This window comes from Turicibacter sp. (genome assembly GCF_017941855.1).
In the GTDB taxonomy this organism is placed as follows: Bacteria; Bacillota_I; Bacilli_A; order MOL361; family Turicibacteraceae; genus Turicibacter; species Turicibacter sanguinis.
Genome location: NZ_JAGAVR010000035.1, coordinates 89,254 through 105,449 on the forward strand (window position 1 = coordinate 89,254; position 16,196 = coordinate 105,449).

17 protein-coding genes are annotated in these 16,196 nt (G+C 34.0%); 3 read left to right on the forward strand and 14 right to left on the reverse strand.

Features of this window, described 5'->3' with window-relative positions; genetic code table 11:
• Positions 1-158 precede the first annotated feature (158 nt).
• Complete coding sequence (locus tag J6D32_RS05920; protein WP_006784976.1) at positions 159-569, reverse strand: peptide deformylase; 411 nt, start codon at positions 567-569, stop codon at positions 159-161.
• A gap of 10 nt (positions 570-579) precedes the next feature.
• Positions 580-1,455, reverse strand: coding sequence for a radical SAM/SPASM domain-containing protein (locus J6D32_RS05925; RefSeq protein WP_006784975.1), 876 nt, complete (start codon positions 1,453-1,455; stop codon positions 580-582).
• 141 nt (positions 1,456-1,596) lie between these two features.
• Between J6D32_RS05925 and J6D32_RS05930 the strand changes: the two genes are divergently transcribed.
• Entirely contained in the window at positions 1,597-2,445 is an 849-nt protein-coding gene (locus J6D32_RS05930) for a patatin-like phospholipase family protein (RefSeq protein ID WP_006784974.1), read from the forward strand.
• Positions 2,446-2,453: 8 nt separating this feature from the next.
• Here the strand turns inward: J6D32_RS05930 and J6D32_RS05935 are convergent, their stop codons facing one another.
• From J6D32_RS05935 to J6D32_RS05965, 7 genes are all read right to left on the reverse strand, one after another.
• Positions 2,454-3,062 (reverse strand): hypothetical protein, encoded by a 609-nt coding sequence (locus tag J6D32_RS05935; RefSeq protein ID WP_006784973.1) that lies wholly within the window; start codon positions 3,060-3,062, stop codon positions 2,454-2,456.
• Positions 3,063-3,347: 285 nt separating this feature from the next.
• Positions 3,348-3,746 (reverse strand): VOC family protein, encoded by a 399-nt coding sequence (locus J6D32_RS05940; protein ID WP_006784972.1) that lies wholly within the window; start codon positions 3,744-3,746, stop codon positions 3,348-3,350.
• 20 nt (positions 3,747-3,766) lie between these two features.
• Positions 3,767-4,471, reverse strand: coding sequence for an acyl-[acyl-carrier-protein] thioesterase (locus tag J6D32_RS05945; RefSeq protein WP_006784971.1), 705 nt, complete (start codon positions 4,469-4,471; stop codon positions 3,767-3,769).
• A 108-nt stretch (positions 4,472-4,579) separates the two neighbouring features.
• Entirely contained in the window at positions 4,580-5,245 is a 666-nt protein-coding gene (locus J6D32_RS05950; RefSeq protein WP_132942939.1) for a hypothetical protein, read from the reverse strand.
• Positions 5,227-5,373 carry a hypothetical protein gene (locus J6D32_RS05955; protein WP_006784969.1) on the reverse strand — a complete coding sequence of 49 codons (147 nt, stop codon included), beginning with the start codon at positions 5,371-5,373 and terminating at the stop codon, positions 5,227-5,229. The genes J6D32_RS05950 and J6D32_RS05955 overlap by 19 nt, the downstream gene beginning before the upstream one ends.
• Before the next feature lie 287 nt (positions 5,374-5,660).
• On the reverse strand, positions 5,661-6,110 hold the full coding sequence (gene aroQ / locus J6D32_RS05960) for a type II 3-dehydroquinate dehydratase (RefSeq protein WP_006784968.1): 450 nt from the start codon (positions 6,108-6,110) through the stop codon (positions 5,661-5,663).
• A 75-nt stretch (positions 6,111-6,185) separates the two neighbouring features.
• Positions 6,186-7,454 (reverse strand): 4Fe-4S dicluster domain-containing protein, encoded by a 1,269-nt coding sequence (locus tag J6D32_RS05965; protein ID WP_238526652.1) that lies wholly within the window; start codon positions 7,452-7,454, stop codon positions 6,186-6,188.
• A gap of 628 nt (positions 7,455-8,082) precedes the next feature.
• Here J6D32_RS05965 and J6D32_RS05970 point away from each other — a divergent pair.
• Positions 8,083-9,432 carry a dicarboxylate/amino acid:cation symporter gene (locus J6D32_RS05970; RefSeq protein WP_155232406.1) on the forward strand — a complete coding sequence of 450 codons (1,350 nt, stop codon included), beginning with the start codon at positions 8,083-8,085 and terminating at the stop codon, positions 9,430-9,432.
• A 25-nt stretch (positions 9,433-9,457) separates the two neighbouring features.
• On the opposite strand, the gene J6D32_RS05975 is transcribed toward J6D32_RS05970, so the two are convergent.
• The gene (locus tag J6D32_RS05975; RefSeq protein WP_006783475.1) at positions 9,458-9,877 is read right to left on the reverse strand and encodes a C-GCAxxG-C-C family protein; all 420 of its coding nucleotides are present in this window, start codon (positions 9,875-9,877) and stop codon (positions 9,458-9,460) included.
• A gap of 103 nt (positions 9,878-9,980) precedes the next feature.
• On the opposite strand from J6D32_RS05975, the gene J6D32_RS05980 reads away from it, so the two are divergent.
• Positions 9,981-11,237, forward strand: a complete 1,257-nt coding sequence (locus J6D32_RS05980; RefSeq protein ID WP_187115467.1) for a DUF2812 domain-containing protein — start codon at positions 9,981-9,983, stop codon at positions 11,235-11,237.
• A 35-nt stretch (positions 11,238-11,272) separates the two neighbouring features.
• On the opposite strand, the gene rbr is transcribed toward J6D32_RS05980, so the two are convergent.
• The 4 genes from rbr to J6D32_RS06000 all read right to left on the reverse strand — a co-directional run bounded on the left by rbr (position 11,273) and on the right by J6D32_RS06000 (position 15,994).
• A complete protein-coding gene (gene rbr, locus J6D32_RS05985) occupies positions 11,273-11,842 on the reverse strand; it encodes a rubrerythrin (RefSeq protein ID WP_006783472.1) in 570 nt (189 codons plus the stop codon).
• A 193-nt stretch (positions 11,843-12,035) separates the two neighbouring features.
• Positions 12,036-13,346, reverse strand: a complete 1,311-nt coding sequence (locus J6D32_RS05990; protein WP_009606921.1) for a sugar ABC transporter substrate-binding protein — start codon at positions 13,344-13,346, stop codon at positions 12,036-12,038.
• Between the two features lie 220 nt (positions 13,347-13,566).
• Positions 13,567-14,391: a PHP domain-containing protein gene (locus J6D32_RS05995; RefSeq protein WP_006784308.1), complete on the reverse strand. Its 825-nt coding sequence runs from the start codon at positions 14,389-14,391 to the stop codon at positions 13,567-13,569.
• 244 nt (positions 14,392-14,635) lie between these two features.
• Complete coding sequence (locus tag J6D32_RS06000) at positions 14,636-15,994, reverse strand: ABC transporter substrate-binding protein (protein ID WP_006784309.1); 1,359 nt, start codon at positions 15,992-15,994, stop codon at positions 14,636-14,638.
• Positions 15,995-16,196 lie beyond the last annotated feature (202 nt).

Here is a 16,196-nt window from a genome sequence, read left to right on the forward strand (position 1 = left end):
TTTCATTTAATACTTCTACCAGAAACTTAACGTACTAAATACACTTGACCTATCACTACTAAAAACACAAAGGATATTCTCCTGTGATACTTACACGATACTTCATTTTACCCCATCAAAAAAAGCTAATTCATCTCACTTGAATTAGCTTTTTTAATTTAAATAATGATTCCATTACAATGATCAATTTCATGTTGAATGATTTGTGCAACGAATCCGGTAAACGTTCCTTTTTGTTTATTAAATTGCTTATCTAAATATTCTACCTCAATGGTTTCATATCGTGTTGTTTCTCTAAATCCAACAAGTGATAAACAGCTTTCTTCTGTCACATAACTTTTTTCTTTTTTTACGATAACGGGATTAATCATTGGAACAATGATCTCCCCAATCGCAAAGACGATGATGCGTTTTTTAATCCCAATCATATTGGCGGCCATGCCCACACATCGCTCTAAATTAGCTCGTAACGTATCGATTAAATCTTCAACAACCGCTAAATCTGCTTTTGTTGCAGGAACTGATTTTTGTGCTAAAAATTTTTCATCTTTCATAATCGGTCTAATCATTGTCTACCTCCTAATATCTCTTCGCGTAACCACATCTCTTACAGAGTTCTTCGACTGCTACACGATTTGAAAAGCCATCATACATCGCCTTGGCACGCTCACTTTCTAAAATATCATGCAGCGGTGTTTCAAATACATTTCCTAAAGGAATTTTCCCTTCACTATCTAAACAGCAAGGCACCACTGTTCCATCCGCCTGAATTCCAATATGATCGCGAAGACCGTAACAGAACATTTTCTCACTAATCACCTCGCGCTCTAAACTTGGCCATTCAAATTTATCCGCCATATTAATAAACACGCGATCACGAATTTTAACATTGTTCGTTTCCATGAGTTTTTCGTTTAGGCGATACGGAAGATGAAAGGCTTCTTCAATCAAGTCTAAAATCTGTTGGTTAAGTGTATTTTTCGCCTGTAATGCTTCGCCATCCATGTTCCAAAGTCGTAGATTGCAGTAGACAGGACGCACTGCTTGTATTTCATCAATAAAAGAAGCAATTTGCATCAGATAGTCTTTTAACGTTTGCGTTGATTCATTGGCTTCGAAAGAATGAACCGAGAAGTTAATTTGACGAAGTGCCGGTGATTGAATTAACGTTTCTTTTACTTTTCCAATCAAAACACCATTTGTCGTTAAATTAACCTGAATTCCCGCTTCATGACTCATTTCTAAAAAACGCCCAATTCGAGGATTTAAGAAAGGTTCTCCGAGTAAATGAAAATATAAATAATTCGTATAAGGTTTAACTTCTTTTAAAATATGTTTAAAATCGTCTTCATTCATGACTTTTCCATTTCGCCCGAGTGTAGCACTTGGACAAAAATCACACTTTAAATTACAACGATTCGTTATTTCGACATATATCTTTTTAAATCGGGGCATAGGACCTCTCCTTTAAATAATCTACACTTATTTTAGCACAGCTATCTCACATTTCAAACTCAATCCCACCACTGTCCATAGACAATCATTTCCAAATTAGTTAGAATAAAAGACACAATCAATTAAAAAGGATGATGATGAATGAAAGTAGGTTTAGTACTTGAAGGTGGCGGGATGCGCGGCTTTTATACAATGGGTGCACTAGATTATCTGATGGAACAAGGGATACTTTTTGATTATGTCATTGGCGTCTCAGCTGGGGCTTGTCACGGTGTTTCTTACGTTTCAAATCAAGCTAAACGAAGTTATCGTGTTAATACAAATTACTTAGGTGATAAACGTTACATTAGCTTTTCTAACTTTATTAAAACCAGATCTATTTTTGGGATGGATTTTATTTTTGATGAAGTTCCTCATAAACTAGACTTATTCGATTATGACACTTTCTTTAAATCCCCCTGTGAATTTAAACTGGGTGTAACCGATGTTGAAACTGGAAAACCGGTTTATTTTGATAAAACGGCACTTGATCATGATTGTACTGTTTTAAAAGCTTCCTCTTCTATTCCAGTATTTTCTCCTATTGTTGAGTATAAAGGGAAAAAATATTTAGACGGAGGAACATCTGATGCCATTCCTGTTAAAAAAGCATTAGAAGATGGCTGTGATAAAGTCGTGGTGATTTTAACACGTGATCGACATTATCAAAAGTCACCAGAACAATTTAGATTTGTTTATAAACGCGTGTTTAAAAAGTATCCCAAAATGATTGAATTACTAGACAATAGGCATAAAAATTATAATGAAACACTTGCTTATTTAAGAGAACTTGAAAGCGAAGGGAAAGCCTTGGTCATCGCACCAAGTCATCCCATTACGATTAGTCGTTTTGAAAAACATAAAGAGAATTTAGAACCGATTTATGCGATGGGGCGTAAGGATTTATCGAAGGAAATTTTAAAAATCAAAGAACTTTTAAAAAAGGCGTAGCGATGTCGCTACGCTTTTTTGATGACGAATTCTTTTCTAATACCGCGACTTAGTGCATATTGATAGGCAGCGGTTTTACTATTAAATGATTGTATTTTCAAAACGTTTAAAGGATAATAAATATCTTGATATTCACGATCTAAAACATCTAGGGTTTCTAAGACGATAAAAGGTGCGCCCAGTGCCGCCTCTAAGGTTTCATATTCGATCGCATCAAAGTCAATGACCCCCATTAACTCTTCCATGAGTTGGGCCATCAGTAGATCAAACTTTTGAACATCTAGTCTAAAATTAATTTTTTCCATAATATCAAGTAATTGATCGATGCTATTTCGAACTTCTTTAAGAGCTGCGGCGACTGACATGGCTTGTAAAATAGAACTCAATTCTGTGATTTGCACCGATAAACTTTCTAATATACCAAAATTATTTTCGAATCGTTGATACTCATTCAACAATTCATAATATTCTTCCTTGCTTAACACACAGTTTGCTATTTTAATAGATTGATGGACTCGGTCTTCACAAGAATCACATTGTTTTAACGTTTCATCCAACGCTATTCTTAATGATTTTATCACTTCTTTTTTTTCTAATTCATCCTCAACTTTCATCATTTCTTCTCACCCACTTTATTTAAGGTCAATCATTTCTCTACACCTTACATTTTATGAAAAAACGTCATTTATCATGACGAATTACATCAAAAAAAAGCAGGTGATTCAATCCTCACCTGCTTTTTAACGATTTAATTTCTATATTGAAACAAAACATGTATTTCACTATTATCAAATAGTCTCATTACCTAAGTCTTTTTAATACAAAGACATAACCATAGTCTAGGGGTCCCCTTCCCCACTAGCAGGATAAAAGTTTTTCAAGTGTGAAACACTTATCTGAGCTTATAAATCTCTAATTTCAATTTCTGTTCCTTCGGGTGCTTTAATTTTAAAGAGATATCCATCTTCAACTTTATAAACGATCTCACCATTTTTGATTTTGAAATGTTCATATCCTAATTGTTGAATTCGCTCAATTTCTTCAAAAACATTATCAACTAAAAAACACAGATGAACGATTCCTTCATTTAATGAACTCCAAGGATTTAGCGTCTCGCCTTGTTTAGCTGTTTGAAGTTCAATCATAAAGTTTCCAAGTTTTAACCAGGTATTAAACGCTCGGTTATGGAAGTTTGGTGTTTCTTGTACGATTTCAAATCCTAAAATTCTCATATAAAACTCAAGAGATTCTTCATACTTTTCTGTTTGAATACAAACGTGATGCATCATTTTAATACTCATATTAAACTCTCCTATTCCCTTTACTCGTTGAAACTTAAAATCGCGTAGGGATGTCCTTCTTCATCATTTAATGATACATAGTATATCCCATCTAAAGAGACTGATGCTGGAATCATGATATCACCACATTTAGCTGCTTTTTTGTATTCAACACGGACACGTTTAATCTCTAACTCCTGCGGAAGGCATTCAAGTGCTAATGCTACATAGTGACTATTATTAACATGGCCGTTTGTATCAATTTGACACGGGCGAATGGTAACCTTCGGGAATGTATCCGTTGCCTTTGGTGCTTTAATCTTACGAGGCAAGTACTCCATTTCAAACTTTTCTTCAATCGGATATTTAGCAATTTCTTCCGTTGATAATTTAGCAAAACTTTCCGAAATCGTGTCCATAAATACGCCTCCAAGGTTGGCATAAGCTAGGACGTTATCCGCCTCATCATATAACACATAATTACGGTAACCAAAGCAACCTTTACACTCGTAAATTTGTGTTCCGACTTTAATCTTTTCACTTTCCTTTGGTAGACGATTAATTTCAATCTGCCACGACAAAATAAAGAAAGCTAAGTTTTGAGACTGAAAATAATCCAACCCAAGGCCAATATCTTCTAAATGAAATGTACTGCAATCTTGGAAATAATTAATTAAATGATGCAGCGTCAAGCCCCCATCTAATCCGACTTCACTATATCTTACACGACCTGCCATTAGATACATCGAAAATGACCCCTTCTTCTATTAAAAATATAATTTATTATATCAAAAAAGCATTAAAGTCATTGTAGACTTCAATGCTTTTTTTCGATTTCATACAAATTCTACACTTTAAATCATTCTAATTCCTTGTTCTTTTAATTTTTGTAAAATATCATTCGCTTCTTGAATATAGTGGCAATTTACTTTTTTCAATTCATGATTTTTAAATTCTAATACAACCGTCTTCAATTGATTTAACCGCGCTCTCTGTCCCTCTTTTAATCCACGAGTATCAAGACTCGCTGCCCTTAATAAGGATTTGGGCTTAATACAAGGTTCCCCCTCTAATATAATAATGTGTTTTTCAGTTAACACTAACTGACGATTTTCATAAATGATGGTTTCCTCTGATAAATAATCAAGCGCAATCCCAATTGACATCGGTTCTTCATGTGAAATCAACACTACTTCATCTGATTTCATAAAGGCTACAAATTGTTTAAATAATTTAATCCCGTGATAAAGTAATGAAAAAGTTACTAATACTAAAATGCCAACCATCACAAGCAATAAATAGCCAACAATCTGGGAGAAACCTTGAACCGGATTTAAACTATTTTTTTGATGAATGATATAAGTTCCATATCCTAAACCTGCCGTTATCACGCCTAAAATAATCCCATATCCGAAATAACTAACCCCTGATCGTACAAACCCATTCGTAATATACTGCTTCAAATCAACTTTGACTGCTCCCATCTCCGCTCCCCCATTAACTAATAAATTAAACTCCATCTAAAATGCTCTTTTTCCGCTTGTGGACTTTCTAGTGTTTGCTTTTCACTTTCTTCGTTTTTGGGTTCTACATTTTGGCATCCTCCTAGTATTAAAATCAGTCCCATTACAAGCATGATTTTTTTCATGTCGCTTCACTTCCTTATTAAATTTGAACATCTTTTCTAACTTACCCAAATCATAGGAAATAAAACCTTAATTTTTTCCTAATCTTGATGAGGTATCCAATCTTATTATTAAGCTCATCTTAGCACACAGCGCTTACAAAAAATATCGAAATCATTTCTTTTTATATGGATTTTTTTGATTTTTAATCACAAAAAAAGACTGTCCTTAGATAGCCTCTTAATCTTCTAAACCTTTTCTTTTTATAAAAACCCTCAAAATCTAATCAGACTTTGAGGGTTAAATGTGATTATTTTTGATTTTTTGCTTTATTATTTTCTAATGCCATGATTCCTAAAATGTATCCAAACTCACCAAATCCGCATATTTGTCCAATACAAGCCGGCGCTGTAACTGATTGATGACGAAACGCTTCACGAGCATGGACATTTGAAAGATGAACTTCAACCGTTGGCACATCTGCGATTGCTTTAATAGCATCATGAAGAGCATAGCTATAATGAGTAAAGGCACCTGGATTGATGATCACGCCATCATAGTGTTCAAAGTATGCCTTTTGTAACCATTCAATGATCTGTCCTTCATAATTACTTTGAAGAACTTCAATTTCATGACCACGCTTTGTTCCTTCTTCTTTAAGATAGCCAACGATATCAGCATAGCTACGGCTTCCATAAATTCCTTTTTCACGAATCCCAATCATATTTAAGTTTGGTCCATTTAACACTAAAATTTTCATTATGATATCTCCTCTAAGTCTAGCACTTTAACTTTTATTGAATACTAAAACATCCCTAGAGTCAACCATTCCTAGCTACTTTAGTAATTTAGCTAAGTATTTTGATTTCATTTGTTCACTTGCCATCGCTTGTTTAAGTGGCGGTAAGTTTAAAATAGCCTGTAAGATGGCCGCCATTGCACGATGTGAACCAAACGCTTGATTATCGAAAATTAAATCTTGTAACTGCCCTTTTTCAATCGCTTGTAAGACAACACGATGGACAGAATTAACAGGTGTGATCACACGTTTTCCACGGTTTTTAAGCATGATACTTTTATTAAAACAAGCGCTTACACAAACACCACATCCTAGACAAACTTCTTCATTCACCTGATATTCAAAGCGCTCTGTTGACTTTCCTTCATCGACTTTTACTTTCGAAATTGCATCAATTGGACAATCACGCAAACATCGTCCACATTTCACACACGTTTCATGATTAATTGATGGAATAAAATTTGTTGTTTCAACCGGATGAAGATTTCCAAACTTTTTCGCTGCTAATAAAGCCTCACAACAGCAACCACAGCAGTTGCAAATAAAGGTTGGATTATTTTGAACATTCTCACCGCATTGAACTAGTTTATATTCATAGGAACGCTCTAAAACGTCTAGACATTCAGAAGCATCAATTTCCCTTGCATAACCATACTTAATTAGTGATTGGGCCGCACCACCAAACGTTAAACAGACATCAAGTGGAGCATTACAGGCTTGATTCATATGTAACATCTTATGACGACAATAACAATCACCTAAGGCAATATGTGAAGCCGATTTAATAATGTGTGAGGCTCTTTCATAATCTAAAATTGAAACAGTATTTTCACGACTTAAGACTGATTCATTGACATAAACACGTCCAAGTTTGGTGTCCGTTGAGTAAAATAAATCCTTAACAAAATCTTCTTCTACATTCAAATATTGATAATATAATTCAGCCAATGCTTTTTGATTCACATTTTTTCCGATTCGCATCAATGAAAACTCAAAAAAACCTGCCATTGGAGGAGGTAGCATAAAAAGACGATCTTCTTTTGTTTCCATATCTAATAAAATGGCACGAGAAGCTAGTTCTTCTAAGATTTTTTCCGTTTCGTCTAGTGGTAATTTCCACGCCTTCGAGGCTCTTGCTGAGTTAAATGGACGAACCGGTAATTTAGAAACTAAATCTGCTTCACGTTCAGAAAATAACAGTTTTAAAATTTCATTCAATGTTTCACTTTTTGGAGCTCCTTGAGGGTATTTATTAATTCTCTCTTCTAAACTTTTATAGGCATCTTTTGCAACTAAATGTGACACGTCTTCACTCCCTTCCATTTTTCATAAAATTTATTCTATTGTAAACTTCTTACACTTAAAATATTCAAAAAGCGTGACATCATCGCTCTTTAAATTAATTATTTTTCAAAAAAATCCGGTGTTGCTAAACCTTTTCCTGCTTTTTCACCCACTCCAATTCCAATTTCTTTTAACTTAGTTGATAAAATATTCTCATGATATCACTTTGCGTTCATCCATAAATTCATATACTGCTTATTTAGCAGGATCTGTACCACTCTTTGTTAGTCATTAGCCTTCTATCTCATTAAATTTAGGACTTTATTCATCTATTTATTTAAATTACTTCACTCAACATCCCTTCAAAAAAATATTTTTATGTCTTTTTTTCGCTAAATTTCTACTTTTTTATTGACTTTAAAATCATTAGTCGGTATATTATTTACAAATAGGAACCCTTTAAGATAGCTCACGAGAAGCTATTAAGGTAAAATAATACGTTTTATAAAGTGTGAAAATGCATGACTTCTATGTTGCTTTTTTACTTATATCGTTGTATTCATTTGAGCCTTAATTTCGTGACATCCTTCATGAAATTAAGGCTTTTTTTACTGGGTCCTAGCATCTTATATGAGGAGAGGATTTAACAATGCGTCAAAAAAAATCAAATAATCGTTTAGCGATTCATATGGTAATTGCCTTAGTTGCTGGATTAATTACAGGATCATTATTCTTAATTTTACGTGAAAATTTATTAGCAGGTGGCAATGCCGATCTTTGGGCAACCATTAATAAAATTTTATTCCAAGATATCAGTGCTGAAGGAGCAACAGATGCATTTGGAATCTTCTATATTTTAGGTCAATTATTCTTAAATTCAATGCAACTTGTGATTGTTCCAATGGTATTTACATCAATTGCTTTAGCAATGTGCCGTATCTCTGATACGAAAACACTTGGACGCTTATCTTACAAAACAATCGGTGGATTCTTAGCAACTTCAGTCTTCGCCTTATTACTTGCTGGTGTTGTTGGATTAGTTGCTAATAAATTTGGAATCTTTAATGTAAGCATCGATAATATTACCGCTCAAACAGGCACAACAGGTTCTAACCCATTATTAATCTTCGTTAAAGCTATCCCAAATAACATTACATCAGTCTTTTCAACAAACGGAAGCATTCTTTCAATCGTATTCTTAGCTGTTGTAACAGGTTTATCAATTAATCATTTAGGTGATCAAATTTCAGTTTTAAAGAAACTTCTTGAAGATATTAATAAAATTATCACGGTCTTCTTAACATTCTTAATTACAAAATTCGGTCCATTTGCTATCTTCGTCTTATTAACGAGAACATTCGCCATTTATGGTGTTGAACACTTGAAACCTGCCTTAGCTTATGTCGTAACAGTTGTTTTAACCTTATTATTCTTCTTAGTATTTGGTTATGCATTATTCATTTTAATTGCAACTCGTTTAAATCCAATGCCATTCGTTAAGAAAATCTCTAAAGTTGCGATGTTTGGATTCTCAACATCATCTTCTGCTGCAACATTACCTTTAAACACAAAGACAACAACAGAAGAACTTGGAGTAAACAAAGAAATTGCTTCATTCATCTTACCACTTGGAATGACTATTAATATGAACGGAACTGCCATTATGCAAGTCATTGCAGCCATCTTCATCGCTTCAAGTGCTGGATATGAAGTCACATTTGGAAGTATTTCATTAATCGCTATCCTAGCTTTAATCGCTTCAATCGGAACGCCTGCTGCTCCTGGTGCTGGTGCTGTTATCTTGTTTACGGTATTATCAGGAATGGGATATCAAAATGATGCTGCTTTACTAGCTTACTCATTAATCTTAGCAATCAACCGTCCAGTTGAAATGTTAGTGACGGCCCTAAATGTCGTTGGAGATTCTGCAACAGCTGTTGTTGTGGCAAAATCAGAAAACAGTTTAGATGAAAAAGCTTATTACACTGAAGTAAAATAATAAAAAAAACGTCAATCTAGTTCATCTAGACTGACGTTTTTTTTATGTATGCCTCAAGGAGTTGTGCCGCATCTTCAACATATGACGTACATAATTTTTCATGACGCTTATGTTGTTCACATTGCAATAATTCATCACACCTTAAAGAGCCATTCTTTTCTTTAAATTTATCTCCTAATGTGTGAATCAATTCATAGCATGATTTACGAGAAGCATTTTTCTCACGATCACCATCTGATGCTAGATAGCTAGCAGCCATAAACATCCCCGTCACCGCACCACAAGTATCACGTAAGCCTCCCATTCCACTTCCAAATCCTTCAGCTAATCGAAAGGCTTGTTCCTCTTCTAAACCAATTAAATCATGATAGGCACACAAAACAGCCTGAGAACAATTATAGCCTTTGCAATGTTTTTCAATCGCTTTATTCACTCGATAATCCATTTTATAACTCCTTTAATAATGTTTATTTTTAATTATATCACACCTTAACAGCACGCTTTTTTTACAGTTTATAGTAAAATAAAGTCGTTAGGGAGATGATATGATGAAGAAGGTTAAAATAAAACAATTATCTGAGTTAGAACTTTATGCTTTTTTAAGGCAACAAGCACGTGAAGGGTGGTTTCCAACATCTTTTTCTTCATCCTACATTATATTAGAGGAATCACAACCTCAAGATGTTATTTTCCATTTCGACACTTTCCCATATACTTATTCAACAATTGAAAAACTAAACAAAAAGTTCCCCTCATATTTAGATGCATTTGAAACAGAGGGTTGGCACTATGTTGCTCACTATCAATCACATTACTTATTTTATTCTAGCGATGTATTTGCCTACATCCCTAAAATTGAACAAATGAAATTTAAACAGTTTAAAACTTATCTTGTTCACGATTTATTCAGCGCGACTCTATCACTTCTTGCCATCTCTTTCATTCTAGCGTTTTTTCTGATGGACCTCAATTTTTTAATAAACTGGGATACATTTGCGCTTCTCCTGATGATGATACTCATTTCGATTGCCTTATTTCTTCAAATCCTAATCAATATAAAGTATTTATGCACCTTCAACGAATTACAATCTTCCCCCTTTAATGACTCGTTCAAAAAATACAGGCATCAGCTCCCTACCATCACAACCATTTTCTCCATCCTAAACGTTGTGATTGTTCTTCCTCTTTGTTGCATTGGCATTCTTTTAAATAAACAACCCTCTCAAGAAACACTTTTATTTCTGGGTCTTCCCTTTGGTATTCAATTTATAAGTGAAGTCTTAGAAAAGTATAGTCCACTTCAATTGTCTACTAAAAAATTCAATGCCTTAAGTTGGATTCTTCCACTTTTGTTACTTCTTTGGAGTGCCTTTTTTGATATGTCTCATCCTTATAATGAAGTCGACGTCAAAGATATCATCACAATAGCTGATTTAACCCCTCATGAGGTTTCAACCTATTACAGCCAGTATTCCAATCATATTGGACCTATCTTCGAAGAAGTAAAAATTTATAGTGAGAGTTCTTCTTTACATCAATTAGATTTTAAATCGTTTAAAACTTCATCTTCCCAACTACAAACTTATTTAAACTATTACTTTACTCAACAAATAAAACAGCATGATCCATTCAGAATATATCCTTATCTCTTTGCTCAATTCAAATCCTTTAATTTATATGTTTGTGACAATCAAGACCTATTTATTGTAGCTGAAAAAGATGATGAATTCATTTATCTCTATTTTGAAAATAATCGTGAAGATTTTAATTATGTCATTCAACAAGTTGTAGATTTAATAAAATAATAAAAGACTTGCCCTTGAGCAAGTCTTTTTTGTTATCAATAATTATGGCATGGCATTTGGAAATAGCTTTTTGGATACCCACAGACTGGGCAGTAATCTGGAGCTTCTTTACCAACTTGACGATGTCCACAATTTCGGCATTCCCAAACGACGGGATTTTTTTTTTCAAAAACTTGATTATTTTCAAGATTATTTAATAGTTTAGAATAACGAATACTATGTCCATTTTCAATTTTAGCTACCCCTTCAAATAAAGCAGCAATCTCAGGCAACCCTTCTTCTTTGGCAATTTTTGCGTAATCAGGGTACATATCCTCTGATTCTCCGGTTTCTCCAAAGGCTGCTATTTTTAAATTATCTTTTGTTGTTCCTAACCCACCATCATGTAAAAGTTTATACCACATCTCGGCATGTTCTTTTTCATTTCCTGCTGTTTCTGTAAAGAAGGCTGCAATTTGTTCATATCCTTCATCCTTTGCAACTTCTGCATAAAATGTATATTTATTTCTTGCTTGTGACTCCCCTGCAAAGGCATTTTTTAAATTTTGTTCCGTCTTCGTCCCTTTTAAATTTTTCAATGTTTCACCTGACACTAAAGAATCCATTTACTCATCACTCCAATCAACATTCATTCTTTAATATTGATATGCTAATTCCCGATAAAGGTTACTTTCTCAAGTTAACCCTTTACAAATTTATCCTAATAACATATGTAAAAAAGAGGTTGCTCTCATCGAACAACCTTTTTTCTTATCATAAAAAAACTCCCCGGAATCCGAGGAGTTTTAAGTGTGTTAACTATTCAGTCATTTGTAATGCAGTATTGTAATCGTCTAAAGCTTTAGCAGCTGCCTCTTCAGGAGTTGCTAAACCTTCCCATACTGAACGATACATTGTTTCAGCTGCACCCCAGTATTTTGACATTTCTGGTAAGATTGGCATTGGTTGAGAGTATTCAGCTTGAGCTAAAATTCCAGCGATATATGGATCTTCTACTACACCTTCAATAACAGATGCATCTTTTAATGCTGGGATTTTACCTTGAACATCATACATAATTTGTAATCCTTCTTCAGATGCTAAGAAGTCAACCACTTGTTTAGCTTCTGTTGGGTGTTGTGTGTATGCACTAACGCAAGCAATGATATTTCCTGAGAATGTTTCAGGTTGAACACCATTGATTGTTGGGATAGTTGTTACCCCGAATTCAAATCCATTGTCTTCAGCTCCAGTTTTTGCTTCAGCTAATGACCAAGGTCCAGAGATCATGTAAGGAACGTTTCCTTTAATAAACTCACCATGGATAGTATCCCAATTTAAATCTGCATATGGTACTGGTAAATATTCTTTCATTGATTGGAAGAATGTTAAACCATCGATAACTTCTTGAGTATTTAAATTAACTTGAGAAGCATCATCATGATTTTCACCATATAATTGGAATCCTGCTGCAGTTAAGAAGAATTGGTTCGTATAAGAGTTACCTGGTTCCCAACGAATTAAGAATTTATTTGCTGCATTATCGTTGTAAACTGCAGCTTGCTCCTTAATTGTTTCAAAAGAAGTTGCAACTTCAAATCCATATTCATCTAATAATGTTTTATTATAGAATAACGCAATTGATTCAGTTGCTAATGGAACACCATAATAGTTACCATCTTTCTTAACTGTTCCCACAGCTCCTTCTAACATGCGCTCTTCAATCATTGCTCCCATATCTGATCCTAATGGTAATAAGATATTAGAAATGATTGATTCACTCATTCCATCATGAGGTTGAATGAATACATCTCCACCTAACCCTGCAGGACCGTCTAATTCTAATTTTGTACGAGCATCAACTGCTCCTACTTTTTCATAAACGATATCGATGTTTGGGTAAGCGGCTTCGATTGCTGGTTCAATAGCTGCTGCGTAATCATCGTCATCTAACCATAATTTAATCTCTACTTTTTCACCTGATGTTGCCGGTGTCTCAGCTGGTGCTTCAGTCGTTGTGTCACTACCTGCTGGTGTTTCAGCTGGTGTCTCTGACTCATTCCCACTACATGCAACTAATCCCGCGAAAGATAACGATGCAACTAAACCTAATGATACTAGCTTTTTCATTAATATGTGCCCCCTGACATAATTTAGAAAATCTTTTACAAGAAGACTATAACACCAGATTTTATATTAAACAATAGCTTTAATATCATAAGCAAACGGTTACACCCTATAAAATATTATAAATTATTCCTTTTTATAAAGAAAAAGTACCATTATTTTTTCAAAAATCACGCCAAAAATCGCTAATGTTATTTTATGTCGAAAGCGATATCATTTTGTATTAAAACTTTAAAACTAAATCTGAATCCTCTTTTTTAATACATCCCATCACATATTCATCCTCTTTTTTACTCATCTCACCATGACAATCACATCCAACTGTTATCATTAAATCATGTTCTTGACAAAACTCAACACAACATGCTGTCAACTCTTCACTATGAATCGGATAGTAACACTCAATTCCATCAATTCCTTGTGACACCAGAAGTTTAAAATCTTCTACGACTTCATCTAATGGTGTAAAACGATAATACTTTCCAGGATGAGCAAGCACCGCTTTACCACCACACGCATGAATTTGAACAATGGCCTCTTCAACAGTAGGAAACTCATAATTCCAGTAAAATACTTCATATTCTTTGTAAAATTTAAAACCATCCATTAAATTATCCGTTAATCCGCGATCCATTAAATAATGAATGCCTTTAAATCCACCTTTAGTACGGTCATACGTATAATTTTCATAATCTTCAGACGATACTTGCGGATAATCCTTTTCCATTAACTTGACTAAATCAATCCCCATTTGATCTAACTGATGACGTGATTTTTGAATAATCGCTAAAAACTCCTCATTCACGTTAAAATTATAGGCTAATAAATGGACAGACTTTGTTTTAAACACACAGTCTAACTCCACCCCTACCACATAATTCATCTCTAACTCTTGACAGGCAGCTTCAAACTCTTCATGAGCTTCAATGGTGTTATGATCAGTTACTGAAATCAATCCTAATCCTTTTTTCTTTGCTAATTGAACCATTTCACGCGGCGAAAATGAGCCATCTGAATAATACGTATGCATATGTAAATCTACTAACATTTAAACAACTCCTAACAAAATTCATACTTCTATCATTATAACAGAAAACGACAAATTCTGAAATTCCATCCAACCTTTCGCGAAGTAAAATAAAAAAAGACTACCTTCTATTGATTATTTAAAGAAAAGAATAATAACTCCTGCTATCCTAATCTGCTTATCAAATACGATTTCGATAAAACTAATAGGAAAGTATTTTAACATTAAAAAACACCGCTAAATAGCGGTGTTTTGGTCACTATAATTATTTTAAAGCTTTTAATGCTGCTTCAACTGCTGCAGCAGGTTCCATACCTTCTAATACAACACGTTCAATGGCTAATCCTGCTTCTGTACGCACATTATAAGAAGAGAAAGTATCTGTATAGAATGCTGGATCATAGAAGTAGTAGTCTGCTTGTGCTGGTCCAGTTTGTTTTGTTGAGTTTCCTGATTCAGAAATATACGCTTGATATTCAGCTGAATCAATAACTGATTGACGAATTGGTAAGTATCCTGTGTTCGTTGCCCATAAAAGATTTGCTTCATAAGATCCTAAATATTTAGCAAACTCATACGCAGCATAAACTTGCTCATCAGTTTGACCTAAGTTCATAACAACAACATTAGTTCCTTGTTGGATAACTGCTTTTGTATCGTCAGAAACTTGTGGAATTGGAGCAGAATCCCATTCAAAGTTATCATTCACAACATGAGTCGATCCTGAAGTTGATCCAATAAACATATGAACTAATTCAGAAACGAATGGTCCTGACATATATTTATCTTCCCCTGGTAAACGCCAATATCCAGCATCTGTATTACGTTTAATCATCTCTAATGCTTGTACTGCAGCATCAGTTTCACCGAATAAGACTTCACCTTGAGATGTTGTATATTGTCCTCCAAATTGTTGAACTAATGTGATGAACGCATTTTGAGCTGAGTCAAATCCGAAAGCTGGTTTTCCAGTAATTTCAGTGATTTGTTTAGAAACTTCTTCTAATTCTGTCCAAGTTGTTGGAACTGTTAAACCATGTTCTTCGAAGAATGTTTTATTGTAATATAAAACTTCTGTTGATTTATTAAATGGTAATGAGTAGAACGTTCCATCTGTTGTATATTGACTGTTTTCTAAGCGATATGCTTCTGCAATATCTTCAAAATCAGTGATTCCTACTTCTGGGTGTTCGATATATTCATTTAAAGCAACAACTGCACCTGATTGTAAATATTCTGCTACCCAATCAGGATATGCCTGAGAAATAGCTGGTGCATTTTTTGCTTTGATAGCGGCTGTTGTTTTAGATTTTAAATCATTATAAGCTCCTTGATAAACAGGAGTTACCGTAATTCCTTTTTCTTGTCCAATTGTTGAATTAAAGTTTTCAACTAATTCGTTTACAACTTTTTCATTATCTCCTGACATCGCATGCCAGAATTCGATTGAAACTGGTTCATTAATTGTAACAACTAAGTCATTACCTGTTTCTTTTGTTGTGTCTGTTGATTCTTCTGTAGTAGGTGTTTCAGGTGTTACTTGTTCTCCTTTTGTTTCATTTGAGCAAGCTACCACTGTTGATAATCCTAATACTACTGTTAGCGAAGCTAATAATTTTTTCACTTTTTTTGTCCTCCCTAAAATTCAATATGGCCGTTGAATTTAATATGTATTAAAGGATTTCTCCTTTGATACCTGTTTCATACATTTGTTTCTCTATTTTTCCTTTTCACTTACACCCAGATTATACACATTTTTTTCCATCAAATCAACAAATTAACATAAAAATTAACAAAAATATAAAAAATAAAAAGTGATTAATTAA

Bases quoted from the DNA above. Each gene is read 5' to 3' on its own strand.
- J6D32_RS05980 (WP_187115467.1), top strand. From the start codon at position 9,981: ATGAAGAAGGTTAAAATAAAACAATTATCTGAGTTAGAACTTTATGCT.
- J6D32_RS05925 (WP_006784975.1), bottom strand. From the start codon at position 1,455: ATGCCCCGATTTAAAAAGATATATGTCGAAATAACGAATCGTTGTAAT.
- J6D32_RS05945 (WP_006784971.1), bottom strand. From the start codon at position 4,471: ATGTATCTAATGGCAGGTCGTGTAAGATATAGTGAAGTCGGATTAGAT.
- J6D32_RS05940 (WP_006784972.1), bottom strand. From the start codon at position 3,746: ATGAGTATTAAAATGATGCATCACGTTTGTATTCAAACAGAAAAGTAT.
- J6D32_RS05995 (WP_006784308.1), bottom strand. From the start codon at position 14,391: ATGTTAGTAGATTTACATATGCATACGTATTATTCAGATGGCTCATTT.
- aroQ (WP_006784968.1), bottom strand. From the start codon at position 6,110: ATGAAAATTTTAGTGTTAAATGGACCAAACTTAAATATGATTGGGATT.
- J6D32_RS05935 (WP_006784973.1), bottom strand. From the start codon at position 3,062: ATGATGAAAGTTGAGGATGAATTAGAAAAAAAAGAAGTGATAAAATCA.
- J6D32_RS05950 (WP_132942939.1), bottom strand. From the start codon at position 5,245: ATGGAGTTTAATTTATTAGTTAATGGGGGAGCGGAGATGGGAGCAGTC.
- rbr (WP_006783472.1), bottom strand. From the start codon at position 11,842: ATGGATTCTTTAGTGTCAGGTGAAACATTGAAAAATTTAAAAGGGACG.
- J6D32_RS05930 (WP_006784974.1), top strand. From the start codon at position 1,597: ATGAAAGTAGGTTTAGTACTTGAAGGTGGCGGGATGCGCGGCTTTTAT.
- J6D32_RS05975 (WP_006783475.1), bottom strand. From the start codon at position 9,877: ATGGATTATCGAGTGAATAAAGCGATTGAAAAACATTGCAAAGGCTAT.
- J6D32_RS05955 (WP_006784969.1), bottom strand. From the start codon at position 5,373: ATGAAAAAAATCATGCTTGTAATGGGACTGATTTTAATACTAGGAGGA.
- J6D32_RS05970 (WP_155232406.1), top strand. From the start codon at position 8,083: ATGCGTCAAAAAAAATCAAATAATCGTTTAGCGATTCATATGGTAATT.
- J6D32_RS05920 (WP_006784976.1), bottom strand. From the start codon at position 569: ATGATTAGACCGATTATGAAAGATGAAAAATTTTTAGCACAAAAATCA.
- J6D32_RS05990 (WP_009606921.1), bottom strand. From the start codon at position 13,346: ATGAAAAAGCTAGTATCATTAGGTTTAGTTGCATCGTTATCTTTCGCG.